Origin of the sequence: Pseudoalteromonas espejiana DSM 9414 (assembly GCF_002221525.1) — a bacterium.
Taxonomy (GTDB): Bacteria; Pseudomonadota; Gammaproteobacteria; order Enterobacterales; family Alteromonadaceae; genus Pseudoalteromonas; species Pseudoalteromonas espejiana.
In genome coordinates this window covers 465,722-484,017 of the sequence record NZ_CP011029.1, presented here as the reverse complement: position 1 = coordinate 484,017, position 18,296 = coordinate 465,722, and the positions used below count along the sequence as shown (strand labels likewise).

The window sequence follows — 18,296 nt, the reverse complement described above, 5'->3', positions numbered from 1 at the left end:
ATACAAAATAAGTAATGTTAATTAACACATTACATACAAAATATATTCTAACTGGGGAAAATTAGAATGAAACTTAAAAGTAATGCGCTAAATCAAGCAATTAAATTTGCCTTAGCTACAACAACCACTGCTGGTTTGTTTATGTCAGGCTCAGTTATTGCAGCAGAGGAAAGTGAAACTAAAGTTAATAAAAATGTAGAAAAAATAGCTGTAGTTGGTTCAAGGGCTGCCCCCCGCTCTGTGGCAGACTCACCAGTGCCTATCGATATCGTAGGTGGTGATGAATTAAGTAAAAATGGCTCTACAGATATGCTTGATATGTTACAGGCAGCTGTTCCTTCGTTTAATGCCCGCCAGCAACCAATTTCTGATGCTGCATCATTTGTAAGGCCTGTCAATTTACGCGGATTATCATCGGATTCAACACTTATATTGCTCAATGGCAAACGTCGCCATAGAGCGTCTGTCATCGCTTTTCAAGGAGGAGGAGTTAATGATGGTGCTCAGGGCCCCGATATTTCTGTGATCCCTAGTGTTGCACTCAAGCAAGTTGAAGTACTAAGAGATGGCGCTGCTGCACAATACGGTTCTGACGCCATTGCTGGAGTAATGAATTTTGTTTTAAAAGATGCATCTGAAGGCGGTTCGGTATCAATTCGTCAAGGCCAATACTATGAAGGTGACGGCGATCAAACCGTTGTTGACGGTAATATTGGATTACCTTTTACAGACAGTGGCTTTGCAAATCTTAGCTTTCAATATAAAACGGCAGATGCAACTAGCCGTACACTTCAACGCCCTGGTGCTACCGCACTAATTGAGGCTGGTAATGATTCAGTGGCAACGCCTGCACAAGTATGGGGTAATCCAGAACTTGAAGATGACATCACTTTATTTGCAAATGTTGGTTTAGATATAAGTGATAACAGTCGTTTTTACATGTTTGGTAATTACTCTGATAGGACTGCTACAGGCGGTTACTACTATCGTAACCCGCAAAACCGTTCAGGTGTCTATACTGACGGTAACGGTGATTTACTTGTAGGAGCAATGGACGGTAACGCTGATGCGTGCCCTAATATTGCAATTACAAGTGCAAATGTACTTACTCAAGATGACTACATCAATAATGTCGCTAACAATGATAATTGTTGGGCCTTTAATGAGTTATTTCCTGGTGGGTATACTCCTCAATTTACAGGTGAAATTAATGATACATCATTAACAATGGGCACTGAGGGTGAGATGACAGGCTCTTTTTTAAATGAAGCTCTATACGACATTAGCGCCTCTGTAGGAAGAAATAAATCTACTTATACACTAGTAAACACAGTTAACCCTTCTCTAGGTGCAGATCAACCATTAGATAATTCTTTTGAAGCAGGTTCATATATTCAGCTAGAGAAAGCACTAAATATCGATATTGCAAAACTTTACGATGTAGGTCTTGATGATCCAATGAATGTAGCTTTTGGTGCTGAATGGCGCCAAGAAAGTTTTGAAATTGTATCTGGTGAGGAAAACTCTTGGGAGCAAGGGGTCCTTGCTACTCAAGGCTTTAGTGTTGGTTCGCATGGTTTTGCAGGCTTTTCACCTGAATCTCAGGGTATTTATAAGCGTCAAAGTAAAGCTGCATACTTAGATGTTGAAGCCTATCTGACAGAAGACTTTTTAGTAGGTGGAGCTTTACGTTATGAAGACTTTTCATCTTTTGGTGATACTGTTAATTATAAACTAACAGCACAGTACTCAGTAACTGATGAGCTATCTTTACGTGCTTCTCATTCAACGGGGTTTAGGGCTCCTACTGTAGGTCAAGCGAATGTAGTGAATACCCAAACATCCCTGGTAAATGGTGAATTAATTCAATCCGCAACTTACTCGCCTACTCATCCTGTTTCAGTACAAAAAGGTGGAGTGGAATTAGACCCAGAAGAATCACAAAGTTTTGCTGTTGGTGGGGTTTATCAAAGTGGAGACTTCTTCTTAACTGTCGACTTGTATCATATCGAAGTAGATGATCGTATTGCTCAAACAGATAAGTTATTTATTACTCAAGATGATGTTGATTCATTACAAGGATTATACCCAAATCCTGAGCTATTGCTTGGTGGATCAATTACCTTTTTTGCAAACGACTTTGACACAACAACTCAAGGCGCAGACGTAGTAGCAAACTACTCAATGGACTTGTTAGAGGGCTCAACTAAGTTCAGTTTAGCGTATAACTACAATACAACCGAAGTAGTAAACGCAGGCAATTATACCTCAGATTTTAAAGTGAAGCGCCTAGAGAAAGGTATTCCAGAGCATAGGGCCACTTTAACTGTTGCCCAAGATTGGGAAAATGTAAGTATGTTTGTTCGTGCTAATTACTTTGGCGAATACTTTGCGACTCATGCTGACGAGCCTGATATTGGCGATACGTATGGTTGGTCTAAAACTGCTGATGCAGCCGTAACATTTGATTTAGAAGTAAGTTATTTTGCAACAGATTCGGTAACCCTTTCTATAGGTGCCAATAATCTGTTTGATACCGAAGCTGAAAAGCTGCAAGAGGTTTCGGCAGATGGCAGCTATGGTTCAAGGGCTGTTGTTGGTGGTATCTATTACGAAAGTGGCCCATTTGATTACAACGGCGGCTTTTACTACGCAAAAGCGACCTATACTTTCTAATATTTTTTCATGATAAACCAAGGCGAAATGTTAAGACATTTCGCCTTTTTTATTTTATATTAATTAAAAAAACAATAATGCCTCATCATGCTAATTAAAAAAGCCAACCAATTACTCCAAGAAAATAAACTCAAAGAAGCCGAGTTTCATTTTAAAGCAATTTTAAATAGTAACCCGCAAAGTGGCGAAGCATTATTTGGCTTAGGCAGGATAGCTCTTAGGTTAGAGCGCTTTGATGCAGCGGTTTATTTATTGCAAAAGGCATGTGGGCTTTTACCGCATATGTTAGAGCCACTACACGCGCTTGCTGATGCATTTAATGGCGTTAATTCTCCTAACGATGCGCTAAAAGTGCTTGAATACGCCAAAAGCATAGCAAGTCATAACCCTGAGCCTCATTACTACTTAGCCCAGCATTATTTAAATTACGGTGAGCTCGACAAAGCACACACTACGTTTGCTCATGCACTCAGCATGGGGTTATACCCAGTTACAGCTTACATATTATTTGAGTTGGTGCTGCTAGGTCGCTTTAATAAAGAGCACAACTACGTAAGTAATTTGCATCACTTTTTAACACAAACCAATAACTTGCGTTTAAAAATGGTGTGTTACTACGCATTAGGTAAGAGCTACGATAAATTAGACGATACAGAACAAGCGTTTAATTACTACGTACTTGCTAATAAGTTACAAAAAAAACTCACTGATTTTAATACCGCACAGCTGAACCCTTTTTATAAACGTATTTTAGAGCAAAATACGCCTGCACTAATCAAAAGTGCTGATCGCGCATTCAAAAGCGCTATAACCCCCGTATTTATAATAGGCATGCCGCGCAGTGGTTCAACATTACTTGAGCAAATGCTGGCAAATCATTCGCAGTTTACAACACTTGGTGAAAACTCAAGCATTAGTAACCAGGTAGTGGCTTTTATTGAGCAACAAACCCACACGCCCTACCCTGAATGTTTAAGCTTGCTTACGAGTGATTTAATAGCTAAAGCGCGTAATATTTATGTTGAAACATTAAAAACAGCACAGCCAATTCGCCCTTATATTATTAATAAGTTACCGAGTAATTATCAGTCTATTGGGCTTATTTATTTACTATTTCCAAACGCTAAGTTTATAAATTTAAGTAGGGATTTTAACGCCACTGCTTTTTCGGTATTTAGTAATTACTTTGCTCAAAATGAGCCTTACTTTTGTGATTTAACAGAGTTTAAGCACTACCACACACTTTATACCGAACTAATGGTTCATTGGCAGAGCATACCAGATATCGCCATTTATAATATGAGTTATGAGCAATTAGTAACTGAGCCTAAAGCGCAACTAAACGCGTTATTTTCGTTCTTAAATTGCCAGTTTGAGCCACAGTGTTTGCAGTTTTACACCAGAAAGTCAGCCGTAACAACGCTAAGCAAACAAGCTATTAGGCAACCTGTAAATACATCTGCAGTGGCGCATTGGCAGCGCTATAAAACACCACTTTTAAAACTCCTAGATGAAACACCTTAATTAACTAACCTGAACTCTGGATAATAAATCTATCTCAAGCAGTTATTTTCAGCGCTAACTGCGTTGAATTCACTTGCAATAGGCTAGCTATTGACGCGTAATTTCGCCTTGTTTTCACTGGAAATCTCTGGCTAGAGAGAATAAGCATAAATATCACTTTTGACTCAATACGTTAGTAAATCTCTTAACCAGAGTTCAGGTTAACTATGATCATTAAACCAGGTTAGTACATCGCTAAATTGCTCATCACGGGCGCTTGGGTGGGTAAGCATATTGATATGATCATAATCAACATGGTGACCATGGCGTTTACCGTAAATTTTTAAGGTTTGTTTGCCTGGCCCAGACTCCGCTATAAACTTCTTAATATCAATAGGCTGTGCGAGAGCTTTGTCGTTTACTGCTGCAACATGAAGCGTAGGCGGTACATGCAGCTTAGCTAACGCACTTGCGTAATCAAAACCATCATCGCTATCAACCCACGGGCGTTTTTTAGCCCACTGCATACTTTGATAGTGCGACTTTTGCGATTCGTTATCGCTGCCCCATTTATAACCTTTGGCATTTAAAAACCCGTGTTTTTTAGCAAGTAATGGCGCCATAAAATACCAAATAACATTCGCTTGCAGTAACTTTTTAGGATGGTTATTAAACAGTGAACGCTTTGAGCCAAAATACGCACAGGCTTTAACGTCTTTTAAATATTCAGGGAAGCGCGCAAATACGCTATTCATTAATACGCCGCCCCAAGAATGGGCAACCCAATAATCAGGCTTTTTACCTTCTAATTGTTCAATATGATTAATAAAAGCAGGAATATCTTCTACAATGGCTTCTGTTTGGCCATATTTTGAATGGCGAGTTATAAGCGGTTTACTTTCTCCGCGTCCACGTAAGTCTGCTACATAACAACAATAGCCTTGCTCTGCTAAAAAAGGCGCTAACCCTTTATTACTGTGAGTATAAAAAATTTTGCCGTTTTCTACTGCGCCATGCATTAAAAACACCACAGGACCTGATTGCTCATCGTTCGCAATACGACGTAAATGCAACGTTTGCTGTTCGGCTAATTGAACAAAATGTGATTGCTGAGTGATTGCCACGTATTTTCCTTTATAATTTTTATGAACTCATCCTACCAGCTGCCGTACTAATTCTAAAGTAAATGGTTGCACTTTTTAGCTATGCATTTGATACAATTGCGTCATTATTAAATTGCTAAATTTAAGCTATGAAATCAAAATCAAACAGCAACAAGTTACATCCTCGCAATCAGCACTTAAATGGCTACGATTTAGACATGTTATGCGAAAAACATAATGCGTTAGCCCCCTTTATAGTGGTAACACCCGCGGGCAGTAAAAGCATAGATTTTAGCAATAACAAAGCAGTTAAAACGCTTAATCAAGCTCTGTTAAAAGCGCACTATAATATTGAGTTTTGGGATATACCGGATCAAAACTTATGCCCCCCTATTCCAGGGCGAGTAGATTACATACATTACTTGGCCGATTTATTAAGCACGGATCACCAACAAAACATACCTACAGGGCGTAAAATTAAAGCGCTTGATATTGGTACCGGTGCTAACTTAGTTTACCCACTTACAGGCAGCCACGAGTATAACTGGCACTTTACGGGTAGTGATATAGATGCAAGTTCAATAAAAATTGCTAAGCAAATTGCGCAGTTTAACGGTTTAAAAATCACCTTAAAACAGCAAAAAAATGCATCTTCTATTTTTAAGGGCATTATTAATCAAAAAGATTTATTTCACGTAACTTTGTGTAACCCTCCGTTTCACGCAAGCGCGGACGAGGCTAACAAAGGCACTGAGCGAAAATGGAAAAATTTAGGTAAAGCTCCGCAAAACACCCTTAACTTTGGCGGCCAAAATAATGAGTTGTGGTGCGAAGGGGGTGAAGAGAAGTTTATCAGTAATATGATTACTGAAAGCGAGCAATTTGCAGAGCAAGTTATATGGTTTACATCGCTCGTTTCAAAAAAAGAAACGCTTGCTGCATTAGAAGAAAAGCTAGGCACGCTACCTATTGCTGAATATAAAATTATAGATATGGCGCAGGGACAAAAAATAAGTCGCTTTATTGCGTGGAGTTATTTTGATAAGGCCACCCGAGAGCAAATTTTTGAAGAGTTTGTGTAAACTCATAAAAATAATAAAGCCTGCACTAATAAAGGAATAACAACAATGATAGATTTTCGTTCAGACACCGTTACTCAACCGTCAAAAGCCATGCGCGATGTAATGCATAATGCACCTGTTGGCGATGATGTATACGGCGATGATCCTAGCGTAAACCAATTAGAATCATACGCCTGTGAGCGTTTTAACTTTGACGGCGCGCTTTATTGCAGCTCTGGCACACAAGCTAATTTACTGGCGTTAATGGCACATTGCGAACGCGGGGATGAATATATTTGTGGGCAAAATGCCCATAATTATAAGTTTGAAGGCGGTGGCGCTGCCGTGCTTGGCTCTATACAACCTCAACCTATCGAAAACGAAAAAAACGGTAGCTTATGTTTTAACAAGGTTGCCGAAGCCATAAAACCTGACGATAGCCACTTTGCAAACACTCGCTTGCTTAGCCTTGAAAACACCATTGGTGGAAAAGTGCTCCCGCTTGAGTACTTAGCCCAAGCTCGCGACTTTGTTAATACGCATAATTTAGCGCTACATTTAGATGGTGCCCGCGCGTTTAATGCAGCCGTTGAGCTAAATGTTGATATAACAGCAATTACAAAGCACTTTGACTCTGTTTCAATTTGTTTATCTAAAGGCTTAGGAGCGCCAATAGGCTCGTTATTATTAGGCTCACAAGAATTAATTAACAAAGCTAGACGCTGGAGAAAAGTGTTAGGTGGTGGTATGCGACAAGCAGGAATGCTGGCAGCCGCTGGGCAATATGCACTTGAAAACAACGTAACCCGTTTAAGTGATGATCATGCTAATGCACGCTACTTGGCAACTAAGTTAAATGCGCTAAATGGTTTTAGCGTTGATATGAGCAATACAACCAACATGGTGTATGCAAGTTACTCAGGCAACACTCACATTAGTAAAATTGCCAATGAGCTTGCACAAAAAGGGATATTAATTAGCCCAAGCAAGCAACTTAGGCTAGTAACGCATTTAGATATTACACGCGAAGATATTGATACATTTTTAAATGCTTTGTCGGCCCATATTTAATTCTGCTTTATAGTGTTTGCGGCACACCGAAACGTATCGGTCGTTGCCGCCTATTTCCACTTGGTTACCATCGGCAATGGCATTGCCATTTTCATCCGTACGCAGCACATGGTTTGCTTTGCGTCCGCAATGACACACCGTTTTAAGCTCAATTAGCTTATCGGCCCACGCTAGTAAATAATGTGAGCCAATAAATAACTCGCCTCTAAAATCGCTACGCAAGCCATAACATAGTACCGGAATACCTAGTTCATCGACTACATCGGTTAACTGCATCACCTGCTCTTTTGATAAAAACTGACACTCGTCAACTAAAACACAATGGCGTTTTTTTTCATCTTGCAGCGTTTTAATAAGATCAAATACATTTTTAGATTCGTCAAATATATGTGCATCTGCCTGCAGGCCAATACGCGATGATACTTTTCCTACCCCTGAACGGTTATCAATTGCAGCTGTTAAAATAACCGGTTCCATACCGCGTTCGCGATAGTTAAATGCCGATTGTAATAAAGTGGTTGATTTACCCGCATTCATCGCTGAGTAGTAAAAGTATAATTGAGCCATTACCGTGCCTAAAGAGAAAAAGTGCGCTTATGCTACCTTAATATGCCATTAATACCAATTTCATATCATTATTAAACCTAGGGCGTGTTGATCTTTGTTGAAAAAGTAAACGGCATAGCAACAAGGTATAATTGGTTTCGCCAAAAATCAAACATACCACCGAGAACGGATGTTGCTATGCCAAGAACAATGTTAACAGATAAACGCTGGTTAAAGCTCAAAGAATTAATGCTCAATAGTGGTCGAGTTTATAATAAATTTGACCACCGAATGACGCTAGAAGGTATTTTGTATCGAATGCGCACAGGAATTCCTTGGCGAGATTTACCACCACACTTTGGGCTTTGGAGTACTGTGTTTAGGCGCTTTAACTTATGGTCTAAGAAAGGCATTTTAAATACTATTTTTAAACATTTAGCCCTCATCACTGATTCTGAATGGCTATTCATTGATGGCAGTATTGTGCGAGCACATCAACATAGTAGTGGTGCAAAGAGCGACAAAGATGAGTCGATAGGTAAAAGTCGGGGTGGCTTTTCAACTAAGATTCATCTGGCCGTTGATAGCTATGGATACCCAGTACACTTTGAATTAACAGGTGGTCAGCGAAATGACTTTGTTATGGCAGAAAGCCTAATAAAACATTCGCCTAAAAGTGACTATGTGATTGCTGATAAGGGCTACGATAGCCAATCAATTCGTGACTATGTAACTGAGCATGGAAGTGAGCCACTAATCCCTCGGCGTAAAGATAACACCAAGAAAAACAATGATATGGATTGGGATCTATACAAGTATCGACACTTAGTTGAAAATGCGTTTGCACGAATAAAGCACTTCAGAGCAGTATCAACTCGGTACGATAAATTAGAAAGGAACTATGCATCAATGGTTTCATTAGCATTCGCTATTATGTGGTTATCGATGCATACCTGACTAAAATACAAACAAAGATCAACAACCCCTAGGGCGTGTTGAACTTTGCGGATTGAAATTTGTTCAATCTAGGGGCGATTAAATCGCGGCGCGAGGTTTGTAACCTAGTGGGCTCGGTAACTGCTCCTGCGTTACCCTACTGGCTTACGTCCATGTAAGAATAAGTAAAAACCGAGCAAAGCTTACGCGTCCTGCTTACGCCCCTTACCTACATCCATTTAGGCAACAAAGAGTTTATCGCCGCTAGGCAGAACCCGAAGGGCAGCGCATGTTTGGTATTTATGCTGCGTTATCGCCTATTTATGTGGAATAACCACACTTCATAGGCTCTGCCTTGCCTAAAAACCAAACAATCTGCTGAAAATTTAACCATAAAAAATCAACACGTCCTAGGGGTTGTTGATCTTTGTTTGTATTTTAGTCAGGTATGCATCGATAACCACATAATAGCGAATGCTAATGAAACCATTGATGCATAGTTCCTTTCTAATTTATCGTACCGAGTTGATACTGCTCTGAAGTGCTTTATTCGTGCAAACGCATTTTCAACTAAGTGTCGATACTTGTATAGATCCCAATCCATATCATTGTTTTTCTTGGTGTTATCTTTACGCCGAGGGATTAGTGGCTCACTTCCATGCTCAGTTACATAGTCACGAATTGATTGGCTATCGTAGCCCTTATCAGCAATCACATAGTCACTTTTAGGCGAATGTTTTATTAGGCTTTCTGCCATAACAAAGTCATTTCGCTGACCACCTGTTAATTCAAAGTGTACTGGGTATCCATAGCTATCAACGGCCAGATGAATCTTAGTTGAAAAGCCACCCCGACTTTTACCTATCGACTCATCTTTGTCGCTCTTTGCACCACTACTATGTTGATGTGCTCGCACAATACTACGTGTTGATTTTTTATGGTTAAATTTTCAGCAGATTGTTTGGTTTTTAGGCAAGGCAGAGCCTATGAAGTGTGGTTATTCCACATAAATAGGCGATAACGCAGCATAAATACCAAACATGCGCTGCCCTTCGGGTTCTGCCTAGCGGCGATAAACTCTTTGTTGCCTAAATGGATGTAGGTAAGGGGCGTAAGCAGGACGCGTAAGCTTTGCTCGGTTTTTACTTATTCTTACATGGACGTAAGCCAGTAGGGTAACGCAGGAGCAGTTACCGAGCCCACTAGGTTACAAACCTCGCGCCGCGATTTAATCGCCCCTAGATTGAACAAATTTCAATCTGCAAAGGTCAACACGCCCTTGTTATTGCTCAAAGGCTTGTAAGTATTTTACATAAACAGGTGCGCTTTCAAATTTAGAAAGCCAGCGCCAAATGTTTTGACTAACTGCTTGGTTATCTTTGTAAAATTGCTTTGAAAAAATTAAATAACCATAGGTCGTTTCATAAGGAGGATAAATAGGCTTAACACTGTCGTCTTTATAGGGGTAGCTCGATATCTTTAAATCATCTACTTGGCATAAATCAACACTCGCTTGCACTACGCCTTTGTTTAAAAGTTCAAACGCTTTCTTTTTAGAAAACGTGTTATGAATGAATAGCGGTTCATCTTTTAACGCATTATTTAATCCATACCCATTGGGGATAGCAATAGTAAACGCTTTATTTTGAAAAACCTCACGCGCTTTCCAATTTTTATGAAAACGATAACGCCCTATTAAGCAGCTGCTAAATCGGCTCACGGCAAACTCATTCAGCAAGGCACCGTTTTCGCTTGTAGGAAAAACAGCAAATTGCTCACGCCCCTCTCTGTAGCTGGCAATAACGGCATTAACACGATTAAACTCTAAATCGCTCAAGCATCTTCGCCAGGGTTTTCTTACAAACGAGATTGAAACATTGGGCAAGTCTGCGTCTAACTGCTTAAGGATCTCGATTGATGCGCCGGGTTTGTCTATGGGTACTTCTTGCCCAACGCCTAAAAACATGGGTGCGACGTCTTTATCTTCGTAGCAAAACACAAGTTCAGTGGCAGCAGCCGCCGAAGTGATAAACGTAAAAGTAATAAATAAGCTTATAAAACAATATTTTCTCATAATATTTTTATTTTAGTTGAGTTATTTAAAGTGTAGCGCGAAGCTCTATAAACGCATAAATTTATGACTACAATCTATATTAAACCTTCGTGTTTTAATAGCCATTGTTTACGCGCTAAACCACCAGCGTAGCCTGTCAGTTTTGCGTTAGCACCAATAATTCTATGACATGGGACAATAATACTAATCGGGTTTTTACCGTTTGCGGCACCCACCGCCCTAACCGCTTTTGGATTATTTAATTTATTTGCAATATCGCCATAAGTCATCGTTTTGCCAAATGGTACGGTTAATAGCGCTTGCCATACACTGTTTTGAAAAGGCGTACCATGTGTATCTAGTGGTATATCAAACGAAGTACGCTCTGCGCTAAAGTACTCATTTAACTGCTCAGCGCAAATCAATACAGCCTGATTAGTTACTTGCTCAATAGGTGTATGTGTGTAGCTTTGTTTTGGATAAAAACCCACATAACTTACCCCTTTATTGGTTGCTTGAATAATAATATCGTCGATGGGGCTAGAAATAGAAGTTTGTAATATCATTATAGTTGCTGCCAAAGTTGAAAAGTTAAGTAAGAGCGAAACGGGGCGCTAAGCTCGGGGTTAAACGCCTTTGCACCTATTAGCGCTTTTTTTACGCCTAAATCACCCGCTAAAAGTATATCGGGTTGGCTTTGCCCACGTAACTTAGCGTAATTTACTGTCCATGGCCCTATGCCTTTTATATCAAGCCAGTTATCTAAGTCATCATTTTGTGGGTTATTATCGCAATACTGCGCTAAATTTTTTAATGCATTTTTGCGCGCTTGTGGCAGTTTAAAAAACTCAAATTCGCTATTAGCAAGTTTGCTAGGAGCAGGAAAGTAAACTTTGTCGTTTTCTTTACTACCTAGCTCCGCGACTAGTTTAGTAACCAATACATGCGCTGCACTTACGCTTACCTGCTGGCCCAATACCGCCCGAATACCCGCTTCAAAACTTGACCAAATACCAGGGAGCCTTAAGCCTTCACTTAGTTTAAATGAATCATTAATAGTATTTTTTAAATGGTTTTCGATATGTGTTATGTCGGCATCAACATCGAGCACTCGGCGTATATTGTTAATCACCTGCTGTAAATACTCGGTTTTGTTTATATCAACCTTAACGCTAAAGTGGTGTTTTTCAGGTATATATTGCGCTTCAAAATAACCGCGGGCTTCGCCTAATTGAAATGTGCGGCCATAACTTGTTGCTGTAATCCATTCCATTGGTTTAATTAATCGCTTTGATAAAAAGCTATGTAGCGCCTGCCAGTTATAAGGCGGTCTAAAAGGCAAAGTTAATGTGATCATAGAGGTTGGCTCTTTTTTTGATTTTCTGAGCTGTGAAGGCGCTATATTTAATTGGTGTAAAAAAGCATCATTAAAACGCCGTACACTATTAAAACCAGCAGCAAAGGCAATATCGGTTAATGGCAATGTGGTTTCTTGAATTAACTTTTTAGCAAAGTGGCACTGATTAAATAGCCGATACTGAGTAATCGACATACCAAAGTGTTCATTAAACAAACGTCTTAAATAGCGGCTGGTGATCCCTAAGCGCTCTGCGAGGTGCTCACAGTTGTGATCGTCCCCTAAATCTATTAATTGCTTTGCCCTAAGTGCTGTTGTTTTTGTGCCTTGCCACGCAGCACTGCCCGGAGCGCTATCTGGCCTGCAACGTATACACGGCCTAAAACCAGCTTGCGCTGCATTATGAGCATATTGGTAATACACTACATTTTTTTCGTGTGCAGTAGGCGCGGGGCAAATTGGCCTACAATAAATACCAGTACTTTTAACCGCTACATAAAATAAACCATCAAAACGAGGGTCTCTACTTTGCCGTGCTTTTTGCCAGTATTGATTGGTCATGTAATGTATAAAATAATATAAGGTGCTTTAGCATAGCAATTATTTAAGCTAATACTGGCCATTTTCGGCACTCATCTTAACGCCTTGCTCACTCTGCTTGATTAGCAAAGTCGTGCAGCTCTTGGCCTGTTAGCCTATAAATAATCCATTCATTTTGCGCCTTGGCTCCAATACTGTCATAAAAGTCAATTGCTGGCTTATTCCAATCAAGTACAACCCACTCAAATCGGCCACAGTCATTGGTAATAGCTTTATTTGCAAGGTGTTTCATTATGAGTTTGCCGGCGCCTTTGCCACGGCTGTCGGGGCTTAAGTATAGATCTTCAAGGTACAATCCGTTTTTACCAAGCCATGTTGAGTAGTTATAAAAATAAACAGCAAAGCCAATAGGTTCATCGTTTTCTAAACAAATTATACTGTGGGCCGTTGCTCCTTCGCTAAACAGCGTTTTTATTATTGCGTGCTCATCGGTTTTAACTGCATCAGGTTCTTTTTCGTAAATGGCAAGCTCAGTTATAAATTGTAAAATGGTTTGTGCATCGCTGATGTTAGCATCGCGTATTATTACGTTATTATTCATTAAATTAATCCTAAAAGTACTGCTCTATTTTATCTTTTAAAATATCCAGCTGAATGGGTTTAGTTAAGTAGTCGTCCATACCTGCATTTATACATCGCTCTTTGTCAGAGTCCATTGCATTAGCGGTTAATGCAATTATTTTAATTGCTTTGTGCTCATCACCGGCTTTGCCTTGCCTAATATTTGCCGTTGCATCAAAGCCGTCCATTACCGGCATTTGGCAATCCATCAGCACTAAATCAAAATACCCTGCGCTATGATTATGCAAAATATCAATTGCCTCTTGACCGTTTTCGGCAAGCGTAATATCGCAATTTAATTTTTTCAGCATAAGCGTAGAAACATGCTGATTTATCGGGTTGTCCTCTACAAGTAAAATTTTAATAACTTTGTCGATTTTTTCTTTACGCAGTGAAGAAATAAACCCGGGGGTTACTAATGGCAATGGTTTTTTATTATCTGAATTCGTGATAACCGACAAAGCAGAAATTAAATCTGCAGTAGTAACGGGTTTTGGAAAATACGCTTGAAACCCTACATTTGCATAGCGCTGCGCTCCTTCCATACCAGCAATACTGGTCATCATTACCAGTGGCATAGCTTTGTAATCATCATCCGCTTTTAGGGCTTTGCATAATTCAATCCCATCCATTTCAGGCATTTGCATATCAAGCACGGCAATATCGTACATTTTTTGTTTAGTGCTCATCCGCTCTTTGCACATTGCAAGCGCTTGCTTAGCACTACTGGCAAGCATTACGTTTGCTCCCCAATGTCCAAGCTGCTGAGAAATAACTAAACGATTGGTTTCATTGTCATCGACAACCAACACATCGAGTTTTGTAATATTAAGATCGGGTATAGTTAACTCTTTTTCTTCACCCTCTTTAACGCGCATTGATGCTGTAAATTCACTGCCTTGGCCCGGTACACTGTGTAGTGATATTGAGCCATCCATTAACTCACATAGCTGCTTACATATCGCTAAACCAAGACCCGTACCGCCATACTCACGTGTTGTAGAAGCATCAACCTGAGAAAAGGGCGTAAATAACTGCTGCTGTTTGGCCTCGCTTATTCCTATTCCCGAGTCTTTTACTTTAATCTCAAGTAGTAAGCCCTCTTCGCTTTGATCTAATGACGCGCTCACCACAACTTCGCCTTTACTAGTAAACTTAACTGCATTACTAATTAAATTAGTCACTACTTGGCGAATTCGACCAGGGTCACCAATTAAATGAGATGGCTCTAGTGATACAAAGTTTAATATAATCTCTATACCTTTTTCCTGCGCCGAAAAAGCTTGCGCCTCGGCCACTTCGCCAATTAAGTCCCGTGCATTAAAGTGAATTTGCTCCAGCTCCACCTTGCCAGCTTCAGCTTTAGAAAAATCTAAAATATCATTAATAACCCCAAGTAGTGAATGCGCACTACTTTTTGCAATGGCGACCTTTTTCTCAACAGGTTGGCTAAGCTGCTCAAGCTCTACAAGTTCTACAAGTTCTAACATCCCTAACACACCATTCATGGGAGTACGAATTTCATGGCTCATTGTGGCTAAAAATTGACTTTTAGCCACTGCGGCTTCTTGTGCCGCAACTAAGGCGATTTTAAGTTTTTCTGCGGTTACTTTACGCCTTTGTGATACCAGCGTACTTCCAACTAAAGTGGCCAATGATCTTAGGTAGGTTTCTTCACTGTGTGACCATATATGTTGCTCACCCACAGATTCAGCGCACAAAATGCCCAAGTTGCCGTCACCAGATGAAATTACGGCATCTAACATTGATTTAATATTAAGGGGGGTTGTATAGCTCTGAGTAAAGTCTGAAGTGGCTTTATGAGTGTACACATCGTCAATTGCATCAAGGTTTTGCTCAAACACAGCGTCGTAATAGGCAGGAAAGTCTGCCTTTGTAAGTATGGCATCAGAGTCAATATAACCATCAGCCTTGGTATATAAACCATGGCACGCCATTTCATCGCACGCTTCGTTGAAAATCCAAATTGAAGCACGTTCAACATTTAAAACCTCTGTCATCGATTTAATAGCTAGTTTTTTAACTTGAGCAACATCACTATTTTGCACCTCTGGCGAAACCGTTAATGAGGCTAGATTTTTGTTATAGGCGTTAGCTTTTTCGCTTTCTAATTCTAAGCGCTTATGCGCATCTATACTTTGGAATGAGCCAAATACGCGTACGCATTTACCATCTTTAAATTCTGGCTGTCCCATTGACTTCACCCAGCGCTCATTCCCTTTGTTAGTTAAAATAATAAGCTCAACACTCCAGCTCTCGCCAATAGTTACAGCACATTCAAACAAGGTGTTTATTGTATCTCTGTGTATGCCCGGTTTATAAAAATCAATCGCTGTAGCAAGGTCTGGTTGGTAGTCTTGAGGAACCTCGTGTATAACTTTCACCTCATCAGACCAAAACATGGTTTGTGCCTCAAGGTCTATTTCCCATGCACCTATTTGGCCTTGTTTACTCATCGCTTCAAGTAAGTGTTGCTGGCGAGCTATTTTCATTTGTGTTTCGTGGCGCTCGGTAATATCTAAAATAAAGCCATCTAAATAAAGGACTTCATTATTATCGCCGTAAATTGCTTGGCCTTTTTCGTGCACCCAATGTGTTCGCCCATCTTTAGCCTTAATCCTGTATTCAACCGACCACGTTTGCTGATTGGCAATAGATTTTTTAACTTGCTCCTCAATATCGTTATCGCCATGATAGATAATATCAGCAAAGCTTATGCGCTTATTATTTATAAAGTCATCGGGAAGGTAGCCCGTCATATCTTTAATTTGATCGCTCATATAGAGCATGGTCCACTTTTCATCGTACTTACAGCGGTATATAACCCCAGGTATATTAGCCACTAACGAGGCAAATCGGTCGCGACTTAGTTGTAACTCAGACTCAGTAGCTTTGCGCTCTGTAATATCTAGATGTGTGCCAATCATTCTGCTCGGCGTGCCGTCGCTATTCCACTCCACCACCTTAGCTGTATCTAATACCCAAACCCAATGCCCAAGCTTATGCTTCATCCGCGCTTCGCTTACATATACATTGGTTTCGCCTTTAAAATAAGCTTGCAGTTTTAGTTCAGACTCTTTTAAATCTTCTGGGTGAGCATACTGGTACCAGGTGTCAATTGTTGAAGGGTTTAGCTCATCTAAGGTGTAACCTATAATTTCTGTCCAGCGCTTATTTACCGATAACTTAGCGGTATCAATATACCAATCCCATATACCGACAGCTGTGGTATCGATTACTAATTGCAACTGCGTTTTATGTTGTTCAAGTTCTTGCTCTTGTAATTTAAGTGCTGTTAAGTCAGTTCTAATTGCTACATAACTTTGAGGTTTACCCGACTCATCACAAAACGGCACTATCGTTGTATCTACCCAGTAAAAACCACCATGTTTAGCTTTATTACAAATTTGCCCTTTCCATACATCTCCCTTTTTGAGGGCTTTATACATGTCTTTAAAAAATGCGCTACTGTGCTTACCTGAGTTTAAAATTCGATGGTTTTGACCTATTAGCTCATACTCTTGATAGCCACTAATTTCACAAAACTTTTTATTTACAAAGGTGATTGTGCCCTTTAAATCAGTTACCGCTACAATTGCGTGTCCATCCAACGCACTTTTTTGCTCATCTAATTGTTTAAGCGCAATTTGTAATGCCGAGCGTTGCTTTTGCAAAATATTTTTTTGCTCTTCTTTCGCTTTCACCATTTTTTGAAGATCTATAGACAAGCGGTTAAATTCATAGCTATCTTCAAGAATGGGTACCTCTAAAGTGTGCCCATCCGTAATTTTTTCCATTGTGCTTGTAAGGCGCACAATTGGTTTTGCTAAACGCTTGCCAAACCACCAAGACGACATAAATATCAGTAAAATTGCTATCGCATTGATCGCAAGTGCAAATTGTATGTAATAATTTTTTTCTTGGGTAACTGACTCAAGCGGCTGTGCAATCAGGAGCTGCCACCCTGCGTTACCTAAAAAGTCCATTGCCTTTATATAAGCATTAAACTGTTGATTTTGTGTGTTTGTGTATTTAAAGAGCTGATTACTCGTTATGGCTGAGTCAGAAAAAAACGAATTATTTGCGATGCTGTTTTCGCTATCAAATTGTATTTGATTATTATATAAAAGATAAAAAGTAGATCCTTGGTGCGATATGCCCATTTTGATTAAACTATTTATCAATCCTTTAAAGCCAACATCAGCCAACACTAAAGCGTAGCTTTTGTTAGCGTCATCAAATAATGCCTGAGCCAATACATGCTTAAATTTGCCGTTATGTTGTACGCTTAAAAAAGTGGCAGTTTTTTCGTTAGCTAAGTTCTTTATCATTTGCTGGGTTAAAGAACTTGCAAAGCTACTAGGCGGAATATTTCCTGTTGAGTCATTTAAGTTTATTATTTCAACGTGTTTAACAAAGTCATGCTGCATTACAAATTCAGAACTAAGTACTTTGCTTTTTTGGGGTTGGTCTTCAATCCGCTGCTTAAAGTGATTAAAAGTTTTAATGCGCTCACTAAACCACGTTTGAGTAAAGTCAGTGCTTAAGGCACTTAAGCCTAACAATTCATTATCAGCATTTTTTTGCAGTGTTTTAGTGACATGCTGCAAACTTAGTAAAGTAAGTAAACACAATGGGGCTATTGCTATGATCAAAAAAACGACAACTAATTTACTTCTTACAGACTGTGTTTTTCCCAATAAAGCTTTAGTACCAAGCCTATTACCCATATTTTTCCCAACAACGTGTTTATCATTTTTTTAATTACTTACATTAATGCACTAAAACCTCAAAACCGCAAGTTTTTG

General features: G+C 39.7%; 12 protein-coding genes and 1 pseudogene. 5 read left to right on the top strand and 8 right to left on the bottom strand.

The annotated features are described in order from the left end of the window. Positions 1-66 precede the first annotated feature (66 nt). Positions 67-2,676, top strand: a complete 2,610-nt coding sequence (locus PESP_RS19030; protein WP_089349580.1) for a TonB-dependent receptor plug domain-containing protein — start codon at positions 67-69, stop codon at positions 2,674-2,676. An 87-nt stretch (positions 2,677-2,763) separates the two neighbouring features. Next, on the top strand, positions 2,764-4,200 hold the full coding sequence (locus tag PESP_RS19025) for a tetratricopeptide repeat-containing sulfotransferase family protein (protein WP_089349579.1): 1,437 nt from the start codon (positions 2,764-2,766) through the stop codon (positions 4,198-4,200). Between the two features lie 200 nt (positions 4,201-4,400). On the opposite strand, the gene PESP_RS19020 is transcribed toward PESP_RS19025, so the two are convergent. After that, positions 4,401-5,303 (bottom strand): alpha/beta fold hydrolase, encoded by a 903-nt coding sequence (locus PESP_RS19020; protein ID WP_089349578.1) that lies wholly within the window; start codon positions 5,301-5,303, stop codon positions 4,401-4,403. Positions 5,304-5,431: 128 nt separating this feature from the next. Between PESP_RS19020 and rlmF the strand changes: the two genes are divergently transcribed. Both rlmF and ltaE read left to right on the top strand, forming a co-directional pair. Continuing rightward, positions 5,432-6,364 carry a 23S rRNA (adenine(1618)-N(6))-methyltransferase RlmF gene (rlmF, locus tag PESP_RS19015; RefSeq protein WP_089349577.1) on the top strand — a complete coding sequence of 311 codons (933 nt, stop codon included), beginning with the start codon at positions 5,432-5,434 and terminating at the stop codon, positions 6,362-6,364. Positions 6,365-6,409: 45 nt separating this feature from the next. Next, positions 6,410-7,414 (top strand): low-specificity L-threonine aldolase, encoded by a 1,005-nt coding sequence (gene ltaE, locus PESP_RS19010; protein ID WP_089349576.1) that lies wholly within the window; start codon positions 6,410-6,412, stop codon positions 7,412-7,414. On the opposite strand, the gene PESP_RS19005 is transcribed toward ltaE, so the two are convergent. Then, complete coding sequence (locus tag PESP_RS19005; protein ID WP_089349575.1) at positions 7,388-7,981, bottom strand: thymidine kinase; 594 nt, start codon at positions 7,979-7,981, stop codon at positions 7,388-7,390. The two genes, ltaE and PESP_RS19005, sit on opposite strands and share 27 nt — an antisense overlap. A 177-nt stretch (positions 7,982-8,158) precedes the next feature. Here PESP_RS19005 and PESP_RS19000 point away from each other — a divergent pair, with 177 nt between their 5' ends. Next, positions 8,159-8,917, top strand: coding sequence for an IS5 family transposase (locus PESP_RS19000; protein WP_089346266.1), 759 nt, complete (start codon positions 8,159-8,161; stop codon positions 8,915-8,917). A gap of 421 nt (positions 8,918-9,338) precedes the next feature. Here PESP_RS19000 and PESP_RS18995 read toward each other — a convergent pair. The 6 genes and pseudogenes from PESP_RS18995 to PESP_RS18970 form a co-directional block, all read right to left on the bottom strand. Then, a pseudogene (locus tag PESP_RS18995) lies at positions 9,339-9,818 on the bottom strand (IS5 family transposase); the annotation flags it as partial. A 360-nt stretch (positions 9,819-10,178) separates the two neighbouring features. Beyond that, positions 10,179-10,970 carry an amino acid ABC transporter substrate-binding protein gene (locus PESP_RS18990; protein ID WP_245852253.1) on the bottom strand — a complete coding sequence of 264 codons (792 nt, stop codon included), beginning with the start codon at positions 10,968-10,970 and terminating at the stop codon, positions 10,179-10,181. Positions 10,971-11,044: 74 nt separating this feature from the next. Beyond that, the gene (locus tag PESP_RS18985; RefSeq protein ID WP_089349573.1) at positions 11,045-11,515 is read right to left on the bottom strand and encodes a methylated-DNA--[protein]-cysteine S-methyltransferase; all 471 of its coding nucleotides are present in this window, start codon (positions 11,513-11,515) and stop codon (positions 11,045-11,047) included. Then, positions 11,515-12,867, bottom strand: a complete 1,353-nt coding sequence (locus PESP_RS18980) for a DNA-3-methyladenine glycosylase 2 family protein (protein ID WP_089349572.1) — start codon at positions 12,865-12,867, stop codon at positions 11,515-11,517. The genes PESP_RS18985 and PESP_RS18980 overlap by 1 nt, the downstream gene beginning before the upstream one ends. 88 nt (positions 12,868-12,955) lie before the next feature. Next, positions 12,956-13,447 (bottom strand): GNAT family N-acetyltransferase, encoded by a 492-nt coding sequence (locus tag PESP_RS18975; protein WP_089349571.1) that lies wholly within the window; start codon positions 13,445-13,447, stop codon positions 12,956-12,958. Positions 13,448-13,457: 10 nt separating this feature from the next. Then, on the bottom strand, positions 13,458-18,218 hold the full coding sequence (locus PESP_RS18970; RefSeq protein WP_089349570.1) for a PAS domain-containing protein: 4,761 nt from the start codon (positions 18,216-18,218) through the stop codon (positions 13,458-13,460). Positions 18,219-18,296 lie beyond the last annotated feature (78 nt).

Bases quoted from the DNA above. Each gene is read 5' to 3' on its own strand.
- PESP_RS19030 (WP_089349580.1), top strand. From the start codon at position 67: ATGAAACTTAAAAGTAATGCGCTAAATCAAGCAATTAAATTTGCCTTA.
- PESP_RS19025 (WP_089349579.1), top strand. From the start codon at position 2,764: ATGCTAATTAAAAAAGCCAACCAATTACTCCAAGAAAATAAACTCAAA.
- rlmF (WP_089349577.1), top strand. From the start codon at position 5,432: ATGAAATCAAAATCAAACAGCAACAAGTTACATCCTCGCAATCAGCAC.
- ltaE (WP_089349576.1), top strand. From the start codon at position 6,410: ATGATAGATTTTCGTTCAGACACCGTTACTCAACCGTCAAAAGCCATG.
- PESP_RS19005 (WP_089349575.1), bottom strand. From the start codon at position 7,981: ATGGCTCAATTATACTTTTACTACTCAGCGATGAATGCGGGTAAATCA.
- PESP_RS19000 (WP_089346266.1), top strand. From the start codon at position 8,159: ATGCCAAGAACAATGTTAACAGATAAACGCTGGTTAAAGCTCAAAGAA.
- PESP_RS18990 (WP_245852253.1), bottom strand. From the start codon at position 10,970: ATGAGAAAATATTGTTTTATAAGCTTATTTATTACTTTTACGTTTATC.
- PESP_RS18985 (WP_089349573.1), bottom strand. From the start codon at position 11,515: ATGATATTACAAACTTCTATTTCTAGCCCCATCGACGATATTATTATT.
- PESP_RS18980 (WP_089349572.1), bottom strand. From the start codon at position 12,867: ATGACCAATCAATACTGGCAAAAAGCACGGCAAAGTAGAGACCCTCGT.
- PESP_RS18975 (WP_089349571.1), bottom strand. From the start codon at position 13,447: ATGAATAATAACGTAATAATACGCGATGCTAACATCAGCGATGCACAA.
- PESP_RS18970 (WP_089349570.1), bottom strand. From the start codon at position 18,218: ATGGGTAATAGGCTTGGTACTAAAGCTTTATTGGGAAAAACACAGTCT.